Origin of the sequence: Pontibacter virosus (assembly GCF_003096355.1) — a bacterium.
Taxonomy (GTDB): domain Bacteria; phylum Bacteroidota; class Bacteroidia; order Cytophagales; family Hymenobacteraceae; genus Pontibacter; species Pontibacter virosus.
The window spans coordinates 1-20,926 of record NZ_QEKI01000002.1 but is presented as its reverse complement, the minus strand read 5'-3'; the positions used below and the strand labels follow the sequence as shown (position 1 = coordinate 20,926).

Sequence of the window (20,926 nt, the reverse complement as noted above, 5' to 3'; positions counted from 1 at the left end):
CAGACTGGTAAGGGTCTGGCTATACCTTTTTTGTGTCAGGACTTGTAGCGTGCTATGTAGGCAATGGACGAGAGCACGAGTGGGTGCTTGGCCTGCATCTTCTCTATGAGTTGCTCCATCACCAGGTAGTCACTCACCGCTGTGCTGATTTCGCCACAGAGCAGCAGGTACTTATACCTGATCACGCTGATGTAGCACTTGTCATCGTTGTGAAGCATGAAGTTGCAGATGTTCAGGTATAGCTCCTGAGCTGCCTTATCGCTTAACTCGATGTTTAAGGTATCTTTTATTGCTTTTCTGGCGCTTTTTATTTGCATAATAGTAGGAGGAGAGATGCAAGGAGGCATGCTGAGGTTGAGGCCGGCTAAGCAGCCGGATGACGCACGAGCAAGGTTTACCGGATGGAAGTTCCGGTAGAAGCGCTTGCCAGGAGTTGGCGGGCAAAGCGAACGGTAAGGTATAAATAATAGTAATAGCTGCGCTAGCCGGGGCGCCAGGGGCTAGCGCAGCTATCCTGTTACTGCTTCACCAGCTGAATTTCAGCGTGAAGGCGTATTTCATCGCTCACCACCACACTGCCGGCTTCGGTTACCGCATCCCAGGTGAGGCCAAACTCTTTTCGCTTGATCTTGCCCTCTACGCTAAAGCCGGCTTTGGTTTGTCCGTATGGGTCCACCACGGTGCCGTGATATTCCACATCCAGCGTTACGGGGCGTGTGGTGCCGCGTATCGTAAGATCTCCCTGCAGCTTTTCAAATCCCGGTTTCAGCTCGTCGTAGTTTTTCCCTTCAAACCGAACCTGCCCGTGGTTATCGGCATCAAAGAAGTCGGCGGATTTCAGGTGCGTATCACGTTGCTCGTTGTTGGTGCTGATCGAGTCGACATCGGCCGTGAATACAATGCTTCTGGTGTTGTGGAAATCTTCTCCATCAGTCTCCACCTCGACATTGAATTTCTCGAAATAGCCGGTCACGGTAGTGATCATGAGGTGCTTTACTTTGAACTGCACTTCGCTGTGCGTGGGGTCTACGATCCATTTAGTTGTTGCCATAGGTATAAGTGTTTAAGCTGATCGATGTATACAGTACTGTTGGTGCCTTTAGCATACTGCTTACCTGGTAATATGGTTATAATCTGATAGTTATTTACTCATCGCCCCTCCGGCATGTTGGGTTCAGAACCTGCCCTGAAGGTGGCCACGGCCTTCTTCTGGTGGAAGAGCGTGAGCACATCGCCCGCGATCCGATAGGAGTCGGCCTTTTCGAGCACGGCCATCAGCAGGTTTTCCTGCTCAATGATCGGGCACATGGCCCGGGTGGTACCCAGGTTCGTGAGCTGCAACGAACCATTATTCAGACTATACCTGCCCATCAGCCGGTTGCAGCCAGTGTAGCCTCTCAACTCGTTGTCATCCGCCTCGAAGCGAATGTAGGCGGTGCTGGTTTCCGGATTGTCCTCGAACTGCTGATCCTGCAGCGAGAGTAGTATCCAGTAAGAATTTTGCAGTTCTGTGTCTCCCTCAACGCCGTACTGCCTGTTTTTCTCACTCAGGTTACAGGCGCTCAGGCATACAAACAGCAGCAGTAGCCAGCTGGCATATAAAATGTTTTTCATGATATCTCTATTAAAAGGCTTGCCCTATACCTGAACATAGCTCATGTATGGAATTGCATACGCATACGCCCGGAATAAGGTAGCTTGGTGTGTTAAAGCAGGAAGTCCACCGGGCAGGTGGACTTCGCTTTAGGTGTTATTTCTGATAGCCGCGAACTCCGGGACCATAATTAGTAATCGGGGAGTTGGCCGAATAGTCAGGCCCTGAAGGGTAGCCATAGCCACGCGGGCTGCGACTAGGGGAGTCATCGTGGCCTCGTTCGCGGTAACGGCTTGACTCATAATGATCATCGCGCCCTCTACGATCCTGGTTGCGATGGTCGTAATTGCTACCATAGTGGCGGCCGTAGTCATTGTCGCTGCTGCTACGGCTGTGCTCTCCACGGTCGTAGTAGCGGTCGTCCAGGCTTTCCGGGTCTTCAATGCTTCGGCGGCCGTCCTGCTTGCCGTGCGCGTAGTTGTAGCGCTCATCCTTGCCGTACTGGTCGAAGCGGCGCCCGTGTCCGGTCTGGCGGTAGCTGTTCTCCTGGCGTGCGTAGCGACGGTTGGCATGGTCTACATCGCTTTCTCTGCGCCAGTCGGTGTCACGGTCACGCTCATAGCCACCCTGGCGCTGATAATTCATGTAAGGGTTCGGATCGCCGTACCGGTAATGGTCGGTTTGTGTGCTGCCGCTGCCTGAGCCATGGCTGCCTCTTTCACGGTTGCTGTATGAACTGCCGCTGCCCCATTCGTTCTGGTGCATTTGCCCCTGGGTATGGCGGTCATCCTGGTTGCGCCAGCTGCTGGCTCCGTAGCCGCCTCCCGACCCCGAACTAGATCCGCCGTAGTTGCGGCCCTGGCTGCTGACGTCGCGGTACTCGTAGCCTTGATCCGGCATACCGTAGTAATTGCCCCTGCTCTCGTAGCGGCTTTGGTAGTTCGATAGGTTATCGTTGTCACCGGAGCGGTGGCCACGGTTTCGATTGTCGCTGTCGTAAGTTCTTTCTTTGTATCTCATAGTTTTATCTGTTTTTAGATTGATGAACCTTAAGCCTTATAAACGAGCTTTGGGCCGCAGTGTTTACATAGCATGTGCCTGGCGGTACAGCAAGTCCACCCGATCCTGTAGTCAGGCAACAGCTTCCGCAAGGAGGTTGGCAGGTATATGAAAGGCCAGGTGATAGCCACCCTCGTGTCAGGCCTCATAAGTTTGAAAGGTCAGCCTGCTGTACCCAGCCTGTACGCTGAATGCGCGATCGTTTTCTGACAATAATGTTAAACCTAGCAGTTGCGTATAAAATGCCTTTAACTCTTCAAGCTGATTGCTGTGCAGCACAAGTGCGGTTATTTTCATTTGGCCGATTCATAAGGTAACCATAGTATAAGGTATACGAAGGCAAAAATGACTTGGGCTGTACTTATAACAAAACGGTGCTCATGTGGTTGATATTCAGATAATAATCACGGTTTTAGGTGATTTCATCAACTCTTCGGTATTGGTTTCGTTAAATACTATCTGAAAATCTATCAAAAAAAGCAGCAAGTCATGAAGAACAAGGAAAGCATGAAAGGCAATGGCCAGGACAAGTCCAAATACGCTAAAGCCGATAAATCCCGCAATGCCAGCAAAGGCACCACCCTCACTACCCGACAAGGGCACCCTGTTACAGACAACCAGAACATCAGAACAGTAGGCAGCCGTGGTCCGGCGACCATGGAGAACTACCACTTCATAGAAAAAATGTCGCACTTTGACCGTGAACGCGTGCCGGAGCGTGTGGTACACGCCCGTGGTGCCGGTGCTCACGGCGTGTTCCAGGCTTACGGCACAGTAGGTAATGACCCGATTGAGAAATATACCCGCGCCAAGGTGTTTAAAAAGGGGAAGGAAACACCCACTTTCGTGCGTTTCTCTACTGTAGGTCATCCGTCGGGGTCACCTGAGACCCTGCGCGACCCGCGTGGCTTTGCCGTAAAAATGTATACCGAAGACGGCAATTGGGATTTGGTAGGCAACAACCTGAAGATCTTCTTCATTCGCGATGCCATGAAGTTTCCGGATCTGATCCACTCGCAGAAGCCGGACCCGGTGACCAATATCCAGAGCGCTGAGCGCATTTTCGATTTCTTTTCGGGCACGCCGGAAGCCACTCACATGGTCACTTTTCTGTACTCGCCCTGGGGTATACCTGCCAACTACCGCCAGATGCAGGGCTCTGGGGTAAACACTTATAAGTGGGTGAACGAAAACGGTGAGGCCGTGCTGGTGAAGTATCACTGGGAGCCGCTGCAGGGTATCCGCAACCTGACGCAGAAAGAGGCGCAGGAGGTACAGGGCAAGAATTTCAACCATGCCACGCAGGACCTGTACGAAGCGATTGAACGCGGAGACTTTCCGCAGTGGGAACTCAATGTGCAGATCATGAGCGATGACGACCACCCGGAACTGGACTTTGATCCGCTGGATGATACCAAGCTCTGGCCACAAGACCAGTTCCCATGGCACCCAATAGGCAAGATGACCCTGAACCGAAACCCGGTGGATTACTTTAACGAGGTAGAGCTAGCGGCCTTCGGAACCGGTGTGCTGGTAGACGGGTTGGACTTCTCAGACGATAAGATGCTGCAGGGCCGTACCTTCTCTTACTCTGATACGCAACGTTACCGCATAGGCGCCAACTACCTGCAGTTGCCGATCAACGCACCGAAGGTTCACGTGGCTACCAACCAGCGTGGCGGCCAGATGGCCTACGACACCGACTTTGCCGAAGGTCAGAATATCCACGTGAACTACGAGCCTTCTATATTGGGTGGACTGAGCGAAGCGCCGAAGCCAGCTCAGGAGTATACCCCGCGTTACGAAGCCAACCTGGTGCGCCAGCCGATCGAGCGGGCCAATCCGTTTAAACAGGCTGGGGATACTTTCCGCAACTTTGAGGAATGGGAGCGCGAGGAGCTGATCAACAACCTGGGCAACGACCTGGCCAAATGCGACCCCCGTATTCAGGAAAGAATGCTGGACCACTTCACGCAGGCCGACGAAGACTATGGCCGCCTGGTGCGTGAGCGTATAGAGCAGGTGATGCAGAAGATGAAGAAAATGGACGAAGGCATGGATGGCCCGATGGGCAACGTGACCGGAGAAGAAGGTGTGGAAGACGCGAAGCAGAAGTCGCACAAAGCCAAGCCTTATTAAGCTGTAATTTGTTTAGGTACGGAAAGGCCGCTTCTGATTGGGAGTGGCCTTTTTTTGTCTGTTTGCTTTACCTCACCTCGTCCCTTATTTGAAGGCAGGGTCGTTTCATTCTGAATAGAAGGGGCCCGCATCACTCCTGTCATTCTGTAAAGAAACTTGTTTGAAATGGAGGGCCCCTACCCCCGGGAGGTTAAGCTTATGCTACTTGCGGGGGTAGGGGCCCTCTATACCAGGATCCTTTCAGGATGACAAAAAAGCAGAGTGCAACAATGCTGGCTTTGAAGGGAGCATAGGATGACAATCGTACACAACAAATTCCCTCTTGTCTTTGGGTTAGGGGTCTCTATAGAACGAGTTGTGGAGTAAGAATTCCTTTTCTCAAGACGAGAGCGAGGGCACTGTCTCAGGATAGCAGTGCTTGAGTTAATTAGTACCTACTTCTCACATCTCCCGATTTTTAGTTAATTTTGCAGCACTGTGAGAAAGCAAAAGAAGAAGACAAATTTCGAGATACTCGAAAATATACGAATAGAAGAGATGGTGGCCGAAGGCAAATGCCTGGCCCGTCACGACAACATGGTGGTATTTGTGGGTGGTGTGGCTCCCGGCGACGTGGTAGACCTGCGCGTCACCCGCAAAAAGAAGAGCTTTATGGAGGCGGAAGCCATCAACTTCCATGCTTACTCCGATGTGCGCGTGCAGCCTTTCTGTGAGCATTTCGGTACCTGCGGTGGTTGCAAGTGGCAGCACATCGGCTACGATACGCAACTGTTTTACAAACAGAAGCAGGTACAGGATAACCTGGAGCGCATCGGCAAGGTGGCGCTTCCGCCTTTCGATCCGATTCTGGGTTCTGCCAAAGACAGATTCTACCGAAACAAGCTGGAGTTTACTTTCTCCAACTACGGTTGGCTGACAAACGAGCAGATCAAGTCAGGAGAGGAGCACGAGCGACGGGCACTGGGCTTCCACATGCCGGGCCGCTTCGACAAGATTCTCGACATTCAGAACTGCTACCTGCAGCCGGAACCTTCCAACAGCATCCGGCTGGCGGTGCGCGACTACGCCCGTGCCAACAACCTGGTGTTTTTTGATAAGCTCCGCATGACGGGCTGGTTACGCAACCTGATCATCCGGACTGCCAACACAGGCGAGCTGATGGTGATTGTGCAGGTATACTACGACGATCAGGAAGCCATAACAGGTATAATGGACCATCTGGCGACTACTTTTCCAGAGATCACTTCCCTCCACTACATCGTGAATGGCAAAGGCAATGAGACTTTTCATGACTTGCCGGTGATATGTTACAAAGGCCTGCCTTACATACACGAGGAAATGGAAGGTATACGCTTCCGGGTGGGGCCAAAGTCTTTCTACCAAACCAATGCCGATCAAGCTTACGAACTCTATAAACTGACCCGCGAGTTTGCCGGCCTGACCGGAAACGAACTGGTATACGACCTCTATACCGGAGCAGGCACCATCGCCAACTTTGTGGCCCGCCAGTGCCGCGAAGTAATAGGTATAGAGTATGTTCCAAGCGCCATCGAAGACGCGAAGATCAACTCGCAGATCAACGACATCACGAACACAACCTTCTATGCCGGTGACATGAAAGACATCCTGTCGGATGAACTTATTGAGCGCCACGGCAGACCGGATGTGGTGATCACCGACCCGCCGCGCGCCGGCATGGACGAGAAGGTGGTGGCCAAGCTTTTGCAGGTGCACGCAAACCGCATCGTGTATGTGAGCTGCAACCCCGCCACGCAGGCGCGCGATCTGGAATTGCTTTCTGAGAAGTATGATGTAACCCGTGTGCAGCCGGTGGACATGTTCCCACAGACGCACCACGTTGAAAATATTGTTCTGTTAACAGCTAAATAAAAGCGTATGCAAAACGATCCTGAATTGAACGGTAAATACCTCGGCACCATCTCCAGAGACTTTGTGGTAGTAGCCGAGACCCTGCGTGAGGCATCGTACCAGGTGCGCAAGCGCGATATTTCCAAATACCCGATATTCGTCTTCGCCCGCACGGAGGTGCCTATCGGTTCACTCTTTCTGGCCAAGGAAGAACTGGCGCTGGAGTGGCACATCCATGCCTCTTACCTCGAAGATTTTATCAAGCATAAACTCGTAGACGAAGAAAGAGTAGCGGACTTCGCTGCGGCCTACAAAGACCCGGACGAATTTTGTTGCCTTTTTGTAGTGGACGGCGAGAACTTCACCAATTTCGTGTTTATACCTTATCCGGAGGATTAGCGCTATTGACAATAGACGACTTGATGAAAAAACGATCGCCCATTACCGATTGAAGCAAAACAAAAAGAGAAGCACTTGTGCTTCTCTTTTTGTTTATCCATACAGGAAAAAATCTTGACTCAATCTAAGAGCAATGCGCTTAAAAGTGCTGCCAGCCCTGTGCCTGCAATGGGAAGGACTGTCCGTGCTTGTTTGCCAGGTTAATGCCCTCGCTCTTGTCGGTGATCTTGCCGATGATGCTGATGTCTGGGTGGTTTTTTACCTTGTCGTAGTCAGATAATGGCACCGTGAACAGGAGCTCGTAGTCTTCACCGCCGTTGAGAATGCAAGTGATCGGGTCGAGCTTGAATTCCATGGCAGCTTCCAGCGTTTGTTCATCTACAGGCAGATTGTCTTTATAGATGGTAGCTCCTACACCGGACTGCGCACAGATATGGAAAAGCTCGGAGGCCAGTCCGTCCGATACATCGATCATGGAAGTTGGTTTGATGTCGCGCTCCTTCATGTCGTGGATCACGTCCATACGGGCCTCAGGGCGTAGCTGACGGCCTACGATGTACTGCTTTTCCTCTAGTTGGGGTTGCATTTCCGGGTCTGCCATAAAAGCCTGCTTCTCGCGCTCCAGAATCTGAAGTCCGAGATAGGCGGCGCCCAGGTCGCCGGTCACGCAGATCAGGTCGTTTTCTTTGGCACCATTGCGCAGTACCGCTTCGCCTTTGGCCACTTCGCCGATCGCTGTAATGCTGATCACCAGCCCGGTGCGGGAAGAGGTGGTGTCGCCGCCCACCAGGTCCACGTTGTAGTTTTCGCAGGCCAGGCGCATCCCTTCGTACAGTTCCTCCACGGCCTCCACGGTATACTTAGCACCCAGTGCAATGTTCACCGTAATCTGAGTTGGTTTGGCAAACATTGCTGCAATATCCGACACGTTCACCGCCACCGCTTTGTAGCCCAGGTGCTTCAGCGGACAGAAGGTCAGGTCGAAGTGCACACCCTCCAGTAGCATATCGCTCGTTACCACAATCTGTTTTTCACCCGGCTCCAGAATGGCTGCATCGTCACCGATTCCTTTGATGGTGGAAGGCTGCGTGAGTTCAATCTTTTCATTCAGGCGCTTGATCAGGCCAAACTCACCTAATTCGCTTAGTGGGGTATAGTTACTCATTTTGTTTCTGCTTTATACCTGCAAAGGTACGCATTTTATAAGGTATAGGAGTAATCTGCCCATGGCGGAATTCCTAAACAAAATTTAGCGCAGAAGTAGTAGTTTTGCATCTGATGCCTGCACAGTGCGGGATCTGTTAACTTGTCTGCGATGTGGGCAAGGTATAAGCTGATTTGAAAAAGATGAAAAATAAGGTAGTGCTCGTTACGGGCGGCACATCAGGTATAGGCAAGGCGCTGGTGTTTGCGTTTGGCAAGGCAGGAGCGAAGGTGGCCTACTCCGGCCGTAACCAACAGAACCTCGACCAAACTGCTCAGGAACTAACCGCGGCAGGTATAGATAATCTGGCCATCAACGCCGATGTGAGCGTGGAGGCAGACTGCGAGCGTATGGTCGCTGAGACGGTCGCTAAGTTTGGAAAGTTGGATGTTCTCATCAACAATGCGGGTATATCGATGCGTGCGCTTTTCGAAGATCTGGACCTCGACGTGCTGCGCAAGGTGATGGACATTAACTTCTGGGGTACGGTGTACAGCACCAAGTTCGCACTGCCCTACATCCAAGCAGCAAAAGGTTCTATTATTGGTATTTCCTCTATCGCAGGTTACCGCGGGCTTCCTGCTCGCACCGGCTATTCAGCGTCTAAGTTTGCGATGCACGGCTTCCTGGAAACGCTGCGTACTGAATTGCTGCATTCAGGCGTACATGTGCTGATCGCCTGCCCGGGCTTCACAGCTTCCAACATCCGCAACACCGCCCTGGCCGCTGACGGGCAACAGCAAGGCGAAACCCCACGCGACGAGCAAAAGATGATGAGTGCCGAGGAAGTAGCCGACCGCATCCTGCAAGCCACCATCAAGCGCAAGCGAGATTTGGTAATGACGACGCAGGGTAAAATGGCGGTATGGGTCAACAAACTCTTTCCGAGTCTGGCCGACAAGCTGGTTTACAATGTGATGGCGAAAGAGAAGGACTCACCATTGAAGAAATAGCTTGTTCTGACAGAGGATTCTTTAAAAGAGGTCTTCCAATAAGTTTAGAAATGTAAAAGAGAAGCTTTTGGGCTTCTCTTTTTGTTGATATCGATTACGGACATTGTTTGTCAAATAGTCCTTATATCATTTAAACAAAGCTACGGAAGCTCCAGTAGGTTGTGTTTTCGCACGTAGGCTTTCTCGCCCTTCCACCGGATCTCATACCAGATATCCTGTTCGCCTGTGATAGGAACCTTATGTCCTTGCGAGACGGTGGCCAGCCAGGTAGCGCCAGCCGAAGGTGCTGACATAATCGCCACCTGATCGTTACGGATAATGCCAGCATCACCCAGGTTGAGGAAGTTGATGTAGTACAGAATGAAGAGCAGGTATAGCACAAAACCTGCTTTAAATGTCTGGCTGAACCGATGCCCTTTGCGCCAGCTCACAAACATGACCGTCACGGTCACTACAGCTACCAACAGCATCAGTTCCAAAATGCGCATGTAGTGTTTGCTGAACTGGGTTTTGAAGAACTGCAGGTCGTTGTACTCGTAGCCGCTGAGGCGGTGCGTCTGCCCGAGCTCCTCCATCTTTTTTAGCACTGAACGGCTGGGCTGCTTTTTATAAAAGAGGTGCAGGTAATACATGGCCCCGGTATAGTCGCGCGCGCTCTCCTTAATATAGGCCATCTTGAGGAGCATCTGTGGCGTGTATACCTGCTGGTGCTGCAGCAGCGAATCGTAGAGCGTGAAGGCCTCGGTATACTGCAGGCTGTTGAAAAGGGAATCGGCTTGCAAAAGGGCTTTATTATCTGTCTGACTATAAACTGGTTCGGTGTTTAGCGCCAAAAAAAGGAGCAAAAAACCAGAGAATTTGAACCAAAGATTTTGCATTTAAACAGATAGCTATTACTTTTGCAACGCAATTAAGGGAAACGTCCCTGAGAATGCAAGTTAGTAAAAGATTCTGTAGCTCAGCTGGTAGAGCAATACACTTTTAATGTATGGGTCCTGGGTTCGAATCCCAGCGGGATCACAAATACAAGCGCTTTGTTTCGGCAAAGCGTTTTTTTACCTAGTAACACATAGTGCCGATTCTGTAGCTCAGCTGGTAGAGCAATACACTTTTAATGTATGGGTCCTGGGTTCGAATCCCAGCGGGATCACACCACTCAAAACGAGTGAAATGAAAAAAGGCTGTTTACGCAACGTAGACAGCCTTTTTTGTTTTTGCTTAATAGTTTTTCACTAACGAATTCGTGTTTTGTTAGTGAAGATTTGCTCTCATTTAGTGAATCATTTTTTTGCTGTTAGTGGCATAATTATAAAAACCCATCACATTCAGCCATGATGATGTGAATCCCACTGAATAGAAGGATTTTAGAGAGTAGAGTGCCATATTTTGCGATTCACTAACATTCACTAAACCCAATTTTTAGCTAATGTTCACTAACATTCACTAACAGCACTAAGGTTTAGTTTTTATCTCACATAGACTTTTTGAATTTCGTCAATTCGAGTCGTGTAGCATGGTGACTTAAAGTCACTTTTGAGCATCCAAGTGTTATCAACTCCTTGGGTAGCTATCCTGACCTTGCTTCTGCCGAATCTATCCGTTAAGCCATCTATCACACCCATAAGCCGTGCATGCTTATCCCTGTCCACCGTATCCAACAGGTCAAGCTGCACTTGGTTATCAGGTACAATCTCAGACACAATCACACCTGACTTCTTATACCAGTACCCATCACGATAGATTTCTTTCAAAGCGATGCTTGCATAGTGGATTAGTTCGATGTCAGAGTTGGAGGCAACAGGCATGCAGATGGTTTTACTGTTGTAGTACTGTCTATCGTTTTCAGAATAGCGATTCGTGGTCACAAACACAGTTATCAAGTTAGCACAGCTCTTCTGCTGGCGTTAAAACTTATCTTCACACTTTGATGGAACTTAGTATATGATTTGGCATACTAAAAACACAAAATGATATCAACTGTAACATCTTAATATTAGCTTTGAATAAATATAATAGCATATGATTTTAGGGTTTATCATCACACAAGAGAAGGTATTAACTGCATTTATTGGTGCAACTGCTGCTTTATTACTTAAACATTTTTATGATGAATTTAAAGAGAGGATAAGATTGAGAGAAATAAGAAAGATGATTTATCTGGACTTAGTACAGCAGCGAAGTGTAGCTGAATCTAAGCTTGAACATTGTCAATACCTTAAAGGCAAATTAGAAAGTGGAGATGACAATGAATTCGAACTAAAACAGTGGGACTTATTTAGCTTAACAGTTTTTAAGTCACATCAAATTAGGGATTACTATAAGACCTTTACTAATTCTCTTTATCTAAAAATGTCACAGATATATTTAGTTATTGAACAACATAAGACAACACATTTCAAAGATGCGATAACAGCCTATATTAATGATGGTAAAAACGCAAGCGATAAGAGGTTTCTAATTCATAACCTCACTACCTATTCCCAATCATTGGAGTACACTATTAGAAATATCCGTATTTTTCTTGAAGAGTATAGAGACGAGTATTTTTAGGGAAAAATTGATAGGCGCACATAGGTAGCTTTATGTCCTATGTTCAAAGTAATTAGTATAGAATCAACATATAAGAATTTCTAACCTAATCCCACAGACCCAAGCTTTCAAACCTCAGGGTTTCCCGTTTGCACCGTGGGCAGTGCCATTGTTCTTTTTCGTCCAGATAATCGTCCGTGGCTAAACCTGGAATTTTCTCAACATCATTTTCTTCTACACCCTCTTTATAGAACTTCACCTTCCTACGGCATTGTGGACACTTAGAGAAGCTTTTGCTCATGTCTCTGCCAACCACTATACCACACGAATCGCAGTATGCTGGCTCTGTTCTGGTACCTGTTTCATAGAAACGGAAACCTATTGCCTGATAGATTTCATCAGACTCTACTCCACATTGGCACACTGCTTTGATGATGTTACCCATTCAGTTTAAATCAAAGTGAACTCAATACTTCTGGTACATTTTTTTGGTAAACATACTTCACTATACAGCGGATTGTCATATGCCAATGGTAGCTGTCAGCCTATCAAAAGCAATTGAAGTTTTAAATAGGTAGATTCTGAAATCATCGTCAATAGAATAAGGTTCTAATTCGTCATCTAAATACCGTGGTGAATATACGAATCTGTATACCCTCACTTTTTTATTCGTGTTGGAGTCTATTTCGCTGAGTACTTCTATTTTTGTATGGTCAGAAGCTATTTCCAAATTCTCAATAAACTCAGACAGATGCTCAGCCCTTTCATTGATTTCTCCCATGTGCAATACATCGTCTAAGAAGATATCTGGACTATGGAAGAAGGCAACATCACCCTCAGTATAACCTTCTTCATGGTTGTTTATATACATTACAGCGTTAGGTGAAGTAATAGCCATTTGGATGGTGTTGTTCTCTATCTCCTTTCTTAACGCATCTATGATTGTGTCTATAATTTCTAATTTCATGCTTTTTTTACTAATGCATTTACTCTGCTAAAAACAATGTAAAGGTATTTACTGAATGTAAAATACTATATCGGTTAAATATAAATTCCCCCAAAATTCTGACTTGTTGTTTCAGATATACTCTCACTATATACATCTCCCGTCTGAACAATACACAAAAAGGGGCAGTAAATTAAGATAACCGCTGCCCCTTTTCTATGGAATGGTGTATTAGACTACACTTATTATACACCAGAAAGTGAATTTGTTTTAAAAAAGTGGTTATAAATGGTGCAAATATTCTATTATATAAGATAATCTGCACCACTTTTGACCACGCACTTGCTAAAACAGGCATTCTTCCACAACAGGCACCACCGAGTGTGTTCTGGTAATCAGTTCAGATTTTTGAATCCTACCCGTAATCGTGTAGTTCGAACCGTTTCGACTTCTTTCGAAGGTGTACAAAATACCCAAACTGTTGTTGATGTAGTTTCTGCCACTGGTGTCAAACCCTACTACCCTAATCATCTGTTTTAACTGCACACCAGTATAGGTGTGGTTCACTTTTATCTGCTTTTCCAGATGTTCCAATCTTCTGTATTCCACCAGAACTTTGTCTGACACCTGTTTTCCAGCTTTTATATCCGCTTTAGCCAGGAAGTAGGTGACCCTTTGCTGGTATCGCTCAAAAGGTGCTTTTGATTTCAACAGTTCAACTCTCTGGCTAATGTCATTATCAGTAAAATGTTTTGATAAGAAGTAATATCTGCTCTCCACTTCCCTCGTCACGTTATCAGTTGCATTATAAAAAACGTGGTTTCCAGAAAGAATGCTGTTTACAACCCTGTCTCTTCTTTCTTTTAACTCCTTGGTGTTGTTCCTGCTTACCTTTTTCAACTTCTTTGACTTGGCTTCGTCAACAGCCACAGCACCCTTATTTATCTCGGTGAAGTGGAATTGGCTCAGGTAGTGTTTCAGCACCCTTACGTTGCTTCTGGTGTTGTGGCACAGTGTCTGGTAGTTCTCATACAGCAACCTGAAGCTGTCGGTGATGTAGTTGCCATCGCAGTCTTCGAACACCAGGTCATACCCCTTCACTATGCAATCCGCTTCCAGGAAGTCAAAATCTATGATTCTGGTGCTGTTCTTCTCCCTTGCCTTTGCCAGCATCTGCTTTTCGATTTCGATGCGGTCGAGAAGTTCAGAGATATCACTGATTCTTAACGCACCCATCTTGTTCGAATGTATGATTCTGACAAATGGACTGTTCGTCCTGAACCTTGCCGTGAACTGGATGTAATCAATCAGGTCGGTTCGTCTTCCAAATGTGATTACAACCTCTCTATCGCAGTCCGTAATATTAACGCCTGCCTGTATCACACAAGTTGTTAAAAGTACGTCATAGCCTCTTAAACTGCTGTTTTCTACTATACCCTTGTATTCATCCCTATCCTTCTTATCCCTGCTGATGTAAGCCACCGCATAGCCCTCACCAGTCAGATAGGTAAAGAGGCTGTCCAGCACGGTTTTATCATTCTGGTAGAACACATTCAGCTTGCCTTGCTCGATACCGCTGATAAAGTAGTCCTTATCGGTAACACCATCTTCCAGTTCCACTATCTGATACTCGTAGTCGAAGCGGTTCTTTTTCTCAAAGCTTAAATGGTTATCACTACTGTAGTAACCATCCAGTGTCAGCATGCTGCCCGATAGATAAATGATGTACTCGTACCTGTTCAGTTGGCGTTGTATCTCCTGTATGGTCTTGTGTTTATAGCCGTAATCCGAGACCAGCGAGTGCGCCTCGTCTATCACCAGCATCTTTGAACTTCTGTCCTGAATCTTAGATATGCTATTGTAACAGCATGCCAACACGTTCGCTTTCACCTGTTCTGCGCTCAACGCCTTGCTACCCGTGATGCCTATGATATCAAACTGCTGTTCCACCATAGCAGTGGTTGGCATCAGAATATCGGTTTTTAGATTGAGTTCATTTGCCAGTTGCTTTATCAGCGTTGTCTTGCCAGCACCCGTTGGTGCGTCAACGAAGATGATGCGCTTAGCCAATAACTCTTCTTTGATGAACTCTTTCTGTTCGGTGAGATAATCGTTTATTTGATAGTGGTTGGCTTTATCAGAGTTCGCTAACTGGAAACCTTTAAAGTAGTGTTGCCAGTTATAGGCGAGTTTTTCGGGTATGGTGTGAGCGTTGTATTCGTTTGTAAACCTTTCGTCTACAAATACCATCAGTTCTGCAAGACACTCCTGGAAGGTTACACCCCATTTCTTCAGTTTACATATCTCCATCAGAAAGCGGTTCCTTTTGCCATCCGTCCAGCTAACATTGTTTAGTAGTAACTGGTCAACAAAGCCATAGAAAATGGTTTTGATACTACTGGTGTTCACAATACTGTAGTCTATCGTGTCCAACCCCTCGTAGCTTGTGGTATTTACACTGATAACGTGTCGATACTTATCCGTAAGTTGTTTGGTGGATACAAATCTTGCCTCACCATTATAGTAAGCATCAGGGTCATGGCTAAAGAAACATAGCCTTGTACAGTCAATGCATTGCATGTCAGCTATAAGGTCGAACCTCTCCTTAAAGTATAGTTCGAAGCATCTGTAAATCAGCACATGCTGCTCTTCCTGGCTGTCGACACAGACAAAAAGCTTAATGCCTTTTCCGCTCGGAGACCTGAACACCAGCATGGACGCTTCCCACTCTTTCAGTTCATCCAACGCTCTGGCTGTTTCCTCAGCGGTCAGCTTGTCGAAATCGAACCCTATGATTTGGGTGTATTTCTTTTCAGCCGCTATTGACCTTCTGTCTTTAAAATTAGCCGATACTGTAAAGCTTGGGAGTGATTTCTTGATGAATTCATGCTCTAACTTTGTGTGGGTCTGGATATAAGCCACCTTATCCTTAATGTCCTCTACTCCATGTACACTGCCACCGTTTCTGACCACATCATAAACTTCTTTAATGGTGAAGGAATGTGTTCTTCGGTAATAAGGGTTCGGGTTAAGGTAACTTAAACCATCGTTAAAATTCTTGTAAATGCTTATCTGTCTTTCCTCATATGTTTTGTTTTTGTAGTCTGTTGCACCATTGGGTATCATTTATTAGTTATTGTTTTTTCGACAGCTTTCGTGGTTAGCTGCTCAACCATCTGCTCCACAGAAAAGCTGTGTTGTATCATGGCAATGACATCGTTGAAGCTTATGTTGATGCCTGTGTTCTCCCTGAGAGCGTTTTTTAAACTGCTCAGGTAGCAGTAATTTACTGGTAGTACCTTCATTGTCTTCTCGGCTCTTTTCGTGTTGTTCATTTCATTAGGTTAGTTTTTTAGTGTAGCTATGCTACACTTTTATATATCACAAAGAGCAGGCTTCGTCCAGAAGTTTTTATGTCGTTTATTCCAGCGATGGGCTTTATATGATGTTGTGCTAAGATGTGCGGTCAGGAGAATTCTGCAACCAGTCTATCCACCTTACCAGACCTGATACTCATCAATTTCTCTATGATACCATCAATGTTGCAGGTACTGTGGGAGCAGAACAAGCTGTTGGGTAACTGGTGTCTCACTTTATCCGCTATCGCAACAGGCGTTTTGAAATCGGCTTTCAAAGACTCATATTGGGGGTGGCAGTACATCTCTATCAGTTCATTGACCGAGAAACTGTCACTGTTGCTCAGATAGTCAGTAAGTGCGCTGTGGTTCTCAAACACCACAGAGTAAGCACTACTGTCCAGGTAGAGTTTGATGTTCAATTTATCCAGTGACAGGTGACTATAATCATTCCTTAGCAGCATCCTGCCTACTGCGTTGCCAATTCTGTTAAACTGTATTAGATACTTCTTGTAGCGATACATCAGGCTGATGAAGTCATTCACGCTGTTTATCAAAACTATCTTCTTCAGCGCAGCTTCTGCTTTCCTAAGCTGCGTTACTTTGTCTTTTAATATTTGTGCTTCTATGCTCATTCTATTGTGGTTTAAATTCGAGCATTATAGATATGACAAAATCAAAAGTTTAAAATATTTTCAGGTCTCTATCAGACTCAACGAGTAGTAAATCTGCCTGAAGAAAGGTAAGTATGCTTGTAGACAGGTATATTGATAAATGGAAGAGTGGTCAAAAGTGGTGCAATAATTTTTTATATAAGATAATCTGCACCATTTTTGACCACTTTCAAAGGAGAAAGGGATTGACCAGGTGTAGCCGAAAAAACTTATCCCAAAACTTAAACTTATCCTTTTCTGTGTGTATAAAGTAGCAGTTAAAGGAAAAAATCATGTTAAAAAATCTAAGGAAAATAAAGAAAGAGCGAAGTGGATATAGGCACAGCTTCGCCATATACTATACAGTAACTGCGATAGATGAAAAAAGCGAGTGGAACTACCGTTGTCATGACCCGAAGCCGATATACGATAACCAGCTATCGCTTATCAAGAGATACAGAAGGTGTGGTAACAACACAAGGTTTGTATTTGCTGTCTATGAAAAGCCTGGTGACGGTATATTCAATCTGAATGACAAGAAGGAACTGCATGTCTATTATGACCACTGCTTTGGGGCGGTATACGCCACCCTGTACTATAATAAAGATATCTACGAAATCAGGAAAGAGAAGCTGAACAGCCTTCTTGACAATGAACAAATGGAGCCAGTAGATAATACATTGACAATTGAGGATATAACGTGTGAAGTCGTATCAGTACATTCGAATCAGGGAATAGCAGCATAACTATAGTAACAGCAACAACAAACAAAAAGGAACAATGAGCAGTCTATTCACTCACTGTTCCTTTTCATTTTTTTACTGATACTATTCATCACTGAGTACACTGTTAATCATTCTAATCCGCTGGTGAATGGCACAAAATCGTAAGACAGAGTAGTTTGTAGTTTTGAGAAAAGCATTAATAGCTTTCGTAGGCGATTATGCTCTATGCTTTCTTAAAAAGCTTATAAAAGGTTAAGAAAATCTTTTTTTCAGAACACATGCTGCAAATGTACTAAATAGCTTATTGATTAACTGTGTAATAAATATTAGTCCGTTCTTAATATCCCATTAATTTAATCTTTAGGGACTAAACAGCACTATGAGCTGTAGTTATGGAGTTTTTCCTTATATTGTATAAAATTTATATTATAGAAACAGCCTGGTAGTATACAAAGAAATAAGCCAATAAGTAATTGTCATTAAGCGAAAAACTGCTGTATTAGGATAATTGTTGGTATTCCCATGACTTAGCACTTTCAAATAGTGCGGCTGATATATTTAGCTATAAAATCGAATATGAAAATTGAGACATTACCATCCTATAACGAAGTTGTTACATCTCTCCGCAAAAAGAAGCGCATAAAACATTTACTTTTTGGCAATGGCTTTAGCATGGCGTATGACCCAAAAATATTTTCTTATAATGCATTAAGTACATTTATTGACGATTCACAAAATGAACTTTTAATAAAACTGTTTTCCATTATTAACACTAAGAATTTCGAGTTGATAATGCAGCAGCTTGATAATTTTGCTGAGATTGCCAAAGCCTTCAGCAATGATGTGCAATTAGTGAATAAAATAGAAGAAGCCAGCACAACCCTAAAAAACAGTTTAATTGAAGCAGTTAAAGCGCTTCACCCAGAGCATGTTTTTATTGTTCCAGAGGAAAAAAGCCAGTGTTGCCATAGTTATCTAAACGACTTTCTTTCAAATGAAGGCAAAGTTTTTTCTACCAACTACGATTTGCTTCCATATTGGGTATTAATGAGAAATGACTCTAAGATTGCTATTGATGGCTTCGGCAGAGAATTGGAAAACCATGAAGGGATTATCAAAGGTGAAGATGCTATATTTTCCGAACTGCGTTGGGGTAAGCATAAAGAAAAACAGAATGTTTTCTATTTACATGGTGCTTTACCAATATTTGATACAGGGATAGACATTGTTAAAGAGGAATACGATTCTCAGCATTACTTATTACAAAAGATTCACGAGCGTATAGAAAGCAAAGAATATCCAATATTTGTTACTGCTGGTAGTGCTAATGAAAAGCTAAACCATATAATGCATAATAGATATTTGTCTTTTTGTTATGATGAGCTTTGCAAAATCGAAGGTTCATTAGTGACATTCGGATTTAATTTTGGTGAGTATGATTCGCATGTTATAGATGCAATCAACAAAGCAGCGCATATGGGAAAGCGTGCAGGAGGCAAGTTGCATAGTGTTTATATTGGGGTCTTTACCGATGAAAACTTAGAATATATAGAAAAAATTAAGAGTAAATTTATGTGTAAAGTCAATCTATACAATGCAAGAACTGCTAAGATTTGGCAATAAATCAATATATAACATTATATATTACACTTCAATTAAAAACTACTGCTACTGCCTTATTTAAAAGATTGGCACAAATTCTTAACGGTCTATAATATGTAACAAAAGCAATACAACCCGCTACAAAATAGCGGGTTGTATTGAAAAATCACGAAATGAATCATGCAGCTTTATGTTGTTGTTTCTTGAGTAGTACTTACTAATAATACTTCATCAATTTCCTTCATTAGCCTACCCGTTTCGGTCAGGGCTACAATAATCTTTTGATAGTGCAGGATATCTTCGAATGATAGTTCTCGTCCTTTTCTATCTTTTAACCACTTCTGCGCAGGTTGATAGCCACCAATGTAGAATTCCCATGCGGTCTGTGGCACATCAGCAAAGTATTGGGTGTCGTTGATGTACACGTTGCCGTTTTCGTACTTAGGTTTATCTACCACATTATTACCATTTTCTGGATAGCTTGTGATATAGTTTTCTACATCTGCGCTTTCTAACAGATGTGTCTGGCGCAGTTTGCCACCCAATTCCACCAGTGACCAGAACTCTTCGGTGTTGGTTGGATATGGCACACGAGGGAAGTCAATCTTTAGAAACTCTTTATATTTTTCTCTGTATGATGGGCTATGTAGCACTGCGTAGATGTAATCCAGGATGTCAATCGGAGCAAAAGTACCTGATGTAACTTCTTTTTCTGGTGTGAACTTTAGACCTATTGTATTAGCTATTTGCAGGACTATTTTATTGCTTAAATTAGGTTGGCGTTTTGGGTAAAGACCTATTGTTGTCTGGTCAATGTTTTCAGGATATACATATAATGGAAAATTAATGCCCCCACCTCTATAAAAAATATTCATATCTGTTGGCATATTACTGATGAAGATAAGATTCCATTGCATATTGCCAACTACTTGTCCTTGCCTTCCGACTACCAGTCCTACATTATCACCATGAAGATAGTTTTTCATTAATCCCCTTCGAGAATCACCTCTTACTATTATTTGATTTATTTTACTTAATGGATAGTATGTAAAACGGCTGTCAAATTGACGATAACTTACTTTTATTATATCATTTGGGTCATAATTTTCAAACAAGGCTTTCTTTTCATCTACTTTCCAATCAGGTGTTTCTTTGAAATTATATTTTTTATAAATGTCAACCGATGCTAACTCATTGATATCACTCAACATTGTTTTTACATCATCGGTAGAAAAGAAATCCTTAACCAGGAGATTATCCTTCCTGAATTTGATGCCATTACCAGTCTGGATGAACATTTCGCTAAGACTAAAGCCTCTTTCAAATTCACTTTCAATATTTCCTTCATATGTTTTAGGAACAAAAAAGTAGTGAGGCTCGGAAGGGTTTAGAACAGTCCATGGTATGGTATTTATCTTTTCGTTTACTAATTGCTCATATTTGAAGTTTCTTTTTCCAAATTGCTCATGGAATAGAACTTCTGGTTCTTTGAGAGTACTATTACTCTTTGTTTTTATAAAGAAACAGATAGATACACCTTGTTGGATATCAAACACATTCTCATCTTTACTCCCATCTGGTGCAGTTTCTTTTCTTTTTGCGCTTCCATGTAAATCATAGATATAAATTTTGTCAAATGTCGAAAGCAATGATTTTCTCATAACTCTTTGAGTAATACCATCAATGTAAGAGTTGTTGGTAATCATGGCTATCAAGCCTTCTCCTGTTTTAGAAACAAGATACTGACCGTACCTTATGAATTTAATGTAATCATCTGAGAGAGAATTATAGTTCTGTTCATTTAGAGGCTGTTTTGATTTTATTTAGTTAGTTTGTTAAGCATGATGTGAATCATGGCCACTTTTATCATTGTCTCAGACGATTTGGTGGAGTACTCA

At 44.5% G+C, this 20,926-nt stretch carries 20 protein-coding genes, 2 tRNA genes and 1 pseudogene; 9 read left to right on the top strand and 14 right to left on the bottom strand.

Going from position 1 to position 20,926, the window contains the following annotated elements:
- Positions 1-35 precede the first annotated feature (35 nt).
- The 4 genes from C8E01_RS03100 to C8E01_RS03085 form a co-directional block, all read right to left on the bottom strand.
- A complete protein-coding gene (locus C8E01_RS03100) occupies positions 36-317 on the bottom strand; it encodes a hypothetical protein (protein ID WP_116541904.1) in 282 nt (93 codons plus the stop codon).
- Positions 318-517: 200 nt separating this feature from the next.
- Positions 518-1,051, bottom strand: a complete 534-nt coding sequence (locus C8E01_RS03095; RefSeq protein ID WP_116541903.1) for a YceI family protein — start codon at positions 1,049-1,051, stop codon at positions 518-520.
- Positions 1,052-1,149: 98 nt separating this feature from the next.
- The gene (locus tag C8E01_RS03090) at positions 1,150-1,614 is read right to left on the bottom strand and encodes an META domain-containing protein (protein WP_116541902.1); all 465 of its coding nucleotides are present in this window, start codon (positions 1,612-1,614) and stop codon (positions 1,150-1,152) included.
- 136 nt (positions 1,615-1,750) lie between these two features.
- Positions 1,751-2,614: a hypothetical protein gene (locus C8E01_RS03085; protein ID WP_243409406.1), complete on the bottom strand. Its 864-nt coding sequence runs from the start codon at positions 2,612-2,614 to the stop codon at positions 1,751-1,753.
- Between the two features lie 528 nt (positions 2,615-3,142).
- On the opposite strand from C8E01_RS03085, the gene C8E01_RS03080 reads away from it, so the two are divergent.
- The 3 genes from C8E01_RS03080 to C8E01_RS03070 all read left to right on the top strand — a co-directional run bounded on the left by C8E01_RS03080 (position 3,143) and on the right by C8E01_RS03070 (position 7,060).
- Positions 3,143-4,792 (top strand): catalase, encoded by a 1,650-nt coding sequence (locus C8E01_RS03080; protein WP_116541901.1) that lies wholly within the window; start codon positions 3,143-3,145, stop codon positions 4,790-4,792.
- A gap of 477 nt (positions 4,793-5,269) precedes the next feature.
- Complete coding sequence (gene rlmD / locus C8E01_RS03075; protein ID WP_116541900.1) at positions 5,270-6,682, top strand: 23S rRNA (uracil(1939)-C(5))-methyltransferase RlmD; 1,413 nt, start codon at positions 5,270-5,272, stop codon at positions 6,680-6,682.
- Positions 6,683-6,688: 6 nt separating this feature from the next.
- Positions 6,689-7,060, top strand: a complete 372-nt coding sequence (locus tag C8E01_RS03070) for a hypothetical protein (RefSeq protein ID WP_116541899.1) — start codon at positions 6,689-6,691, stop codon at positions 7,058-7,060.
- A gap of 139 nt (positions 7,061-7,199) precedes the next feature.
- Here C8E01_RS03070 and thiL read toward each other — a convergent pair whose 3' ends face one another.
- On the bottom strand, positions 7,200-8,225 hold the full coding sequence (gene thiL / locus C8E01_RS03065; RefSeq protein ID WP_116541898.1) for a thiamine-phosphate kinase: 1,026 nt from the start codon (positions 8,223-8,225) through the stop codon (positions 7,200-7,202).
- Positions 8,226-8,407: 182 nt separating this feature from the next.
- Here thiL and C8E01_RS03060 point away from each other — a divergent pair, with 182 nt between their 5' ends.
- Positions 8,408-9,217, top strand: coding sequence for an SDR family oxidoreductase (locus tag C8E01_RS03060; RefSeq protein ID WP_116541897.1), 810 nt, complete (start codon positions 8,408-8,410; stop codon positions 9,215-9,217).
- 140 nt (positions 9,218-9,357) lie between these two features.
- Here C8E01_RS03060 and C8E01_RS03055 read toward each other — a convergent pair whose 3' ends face one another.
- Positions 9,358-9,999 carry an SH3 domain-containing protein gene (locus C8E01_RS03055; protein WP_243409405.1) on the bottom strand — a complete coding sequence of 214 codons (642 nt, stop codon included), beginning with the start codon at positions 9,997-9,999 and terminating at the stop codon, positions 9,358-9,360.
- Between the two features lie 165 nt (positions 10,000-10,164).
- On the opposite strand from C8E01_RS03055, the gene C8E01_RS03050 reads away from it, so the two are divergent.
- Together C8E01_RS03050 and C8E01_RS03045 are read left to right on the top strand one after the other, a co-directional pair.
- A tRNA-Lys gene (locus C8E01_RS03050) sits at positions 10,165-10,237 on the top strand.
- 57 nt (positions 10,238-10,294) lie between these two features.
- Positions 10,295-10,367 (top strand) — tRNA-Lys (locus C8E01_RS03045).
- 316 nt (positions 10,368-10,683) lie between these two features.
- On the opposite strand, the gene C8E01_RS22035 is transcribed toward C8E01_RS03045, so the two are convergent.
- Both C8E01_RS22035 and C8E01_RS22030 read right to left on the bottom strand, forming a co-directional pair.
- Positions 10,684-10,839, bottom strand: coding sequence for a DUF4113 domain-containing protein (locus tag C8E01_RS22035; RefSeq protein WP_262509636.1), 156 nt, complete (start codon positions 10,837-10,839; stop codon positions 10,684-10,686).
- Positions 10,840-10,887: 48 nt separating this feature from the next.
- Positions 10,888-11,109: pseudogene (locus C8E01_RS22030) on the bottom strand (DinB/UmuC family translesion DNA polymerase); the annotation flags it as partial.
- A gap of 127 nt (positions 11,110-11,236) precedes the next feature.
- Between C8E01_RS22030 and C8E01_RS03035 the strand changes: the two are divergent.
- On the top strand, positions 11,237-11,767 hold the full coding sequence (locus C8E01_RS03035) for a hypothetical protein (RefSeq protein WP_116541894.1): 531 nt from the start codon (positions 11,237-11,239) through the stop codon (positions 11,765-11,767).
- An 85-nt stretch (positions 11,768-11,852) separates the two neighbouring features.
- Here C8E01_RS03035 and C8E01_RS03030 read toward each other — a convergent pair whose 3' ends face one another.
- The 5 genes from C8E01_RS03030 to C8E01_RS03010 all read right to left on the bottom strand — a co-directional run bounded on the left by C8E01_RS03030 (position 11,853) and on the right by C8E01_RS03010 (position 16,683).
- Entirely contained in the window at positions 11,853-12,191 is a 339-nt protein-coding gene (locus C8E01_RS03030) for a hypothetical protein (RefSeq protein ID WP_116541893.1), read from the bottom strand.
- A 75-nt stretch (positions 12,192-12,266) separates the two neighbouring features.
- Positions 12,267-12,713 carry a hypothetical protein gene (locus tag C8E01_RS03025; RefSeq protein ID WP_116541892.1) on the bottom strand — a complete coding sequence of 149 codons (447 nt, stop codon included), beginning with the start codon at positions 12,711-12,713 and terminating at the stop codon, positions 12,267-12,269.
- Positions 12,714-13,037: 324 nt separating this feature from the next.
- Entirely contained in the window at positions 13,038-15,818 is a 2,781-nt protein-coding gene (locus C8E01_RS03020; protein WP_116541891.1) for a BT4734/BF3469 family protein, read from the bottom strand.
- A complete protein-coding gene (locus tag C8E01_RS03015) occupies positions 15,815-16,027 on the bottom strand; it encodes a hypothetical protein (RefSeq protein ID WP_116541890.1) in 213 nt (70 codons plus the stop codon). Before C8E01_RS03015 ends, C8E01_RS03020 begins: the two co-directional genes overlap by 4 nt.
- 131 nt (positions 16,028-16,158) lie before the next feature.
- Positions 16,159-16,683, bottom strand: coding sequence for a hypothetical protein (locus tag C8E01_RS03010; protein WP_116541889.1), 525 nt, complete (start codon positions 16,681-16,683; stop codon positions 16,159-16,161).
- A gap of 311 nt (positions 16,684-16,994) precedes the next feature.
- Here C8E01_RS03010 and C8E01_RS03005 point away from each other — a divergent pair, with 311 nt between their 5' ends.
- Positions 16,995-17,447 carry a hypothetical protein gene (locus C8E01_RS03005; RefSeq protein ID WP_116541888.1) on the top strand — a complete coding sequence of 151 codons (453 nt, stop codon included), beginning with the start codon at positions 16,995-16,997 and terminating at the stop codon, positions 17,445-17,447.
- Between the two features lie 555 nt (positions 17,448-18,002).
- Entirely contained in the window at positions 18,003-19,049 is a 1,047-nt protein-coding gene (locus tag C8E01_RS03000) for a DUF4917 family protein (protein ID WP_116541887.1), read from the top strand.
- A gap of 167 nt (positions 19,050-19,216) precedes the next feature.
- Here C8E01_RS03000 and C8E01_RS02995 read toward each other — a convergent pair whose 3' ends face one another.
- On the bottom strand, positions 19,217-20,734 hold the full coding sequence (locus tag C8E01_RS02995) for a type ISP restriction/modification enzyme (RefSeq protein ID WP_116541886.1): 1,518 nt from the start codon (positions 20,732-20,734) through the stop codon (positions 19,217-19,219).
- Positions 20,735-20,926: the final 192 nt, after the last annotated feature.

Coding starts and splice junctions, on each gene's coding strand:
- C8E01_RS03100 (WP_116541904.1), bottom strand. CDS start 317: ATGCAAATAAAAAGCGCCAGAAAAGCAATAAAAGATACCTTAAACATC.
- C8E01_RS03095 (WP_116541903.1), bottom strand. CDS start 1,051: ATGGCAACAACTAAATGGATCGTAGACCCCACGCACAGCGAAGTGCAG.
- C8E01_RS03090 (WP_116541902.1), bottom strand. CDS start 1,614: ATGAAAAACATTTTATATGCCAGCTGGCTACTGCTGCTGTTTGTATGC.
- C8E01_RS03085 (WP_243409406.1), bottom strand. CDS start 2,614: ATGAGATACAAAGAAAGAACTTACGACAGCGACAATCGAAACCGTGGC.
- C8E01_RS03080 (WP_116541901.1), top strand. CDS start 3,143: ATGAAGAACAAGGAAAGCATGAAAGGCAATGGCCAGGACAAGTCCAAA.
- C8E01_RS03070 (WP_116541899.1), top strand. CDS start 6,689: ATGCAAAACGATCCTGAATTGAACGGTAAATACCTCGGCACCATCTCC.
- thiL (WP_116541898.1), bottom strand. CDS start 8,225: ATGAGTAACTATACCCCACTAAGCGAATTAGGTGAGTTTGGCCTGATC.
- C8E01_RS03060 (WP_116541897.1), top strand. CDS start 8,408: ATGAAAAATAAGGTAGTGCTCGTTACGGGCGGCACATCAGGTATAGGC.
- C8E01_RS22035 (WP_262509636.1), bottom strand. CDS start 10,839: ATGGGTGTGATAGATGGCTTAACGGATAGATTCGGCAGAAGCAAGGTC.
- C8E01_RS03035 (WP_116541894.1), top strand. CDS start 11,237: ATGATTTTAGGGTTTATCATCACACAAGAGAAGGTATTAACTGCATTT.
- C8E01_RS03030 (WP_116541893.1), bottom strand. CDS start 12,191: ATGGGTAACATCATCAAAGCAGTGTGCCAATGTGGAGTAGAGTCTGAT.
- C8E01_RS03025 (WP_116541892.1), bottom strand. CDS start 12,713: ATGAAATTAGAAATTATAGACACAATCATAGATGCGTTAAGAAAGGAG.
- C8E01_RS03020 (WP_116541891.1), bottom strand. CDS start 15,818: ATGATACCCAATGGTGCAACAGACTACAAAAACAAAACATATGAGGAA.
- C8E01_RS03015 (WP_116541890.1), bottom strand. CDS start 16,027: ATGAACAACACGAAAAGAGCCGAGAAGACAATGAAGGTACTACCAGTA.
- C8E01_RS03010 (WP_116541889.1), bottom strand. CDS start 16,683: ATGAGCATAGAAGCACAAATATTAAAAGACAAAGTAACGCAGCTTAGG.
- C8E01_RS03005 (WP_116541888.1), top strand. CDS start 16,995: ATGTTAAAAAATCTAAGGAAAATAAAGAAAGAGCGAAGTGGATATAGG.
- C8E01_RS03000 (WP_116541887.1), top strand. CDS start 18,003: ATGAAAATTGAGACATTACCATCCTATAACGAAGTTGTTACATCTCTC.
- C8E01_RS02995 (WP_116541886.1), bottom strand. CDS start 20,734: ATGATTACCAACAACTCTTACATTGATGGTATTACTCAAAGAGTTATG.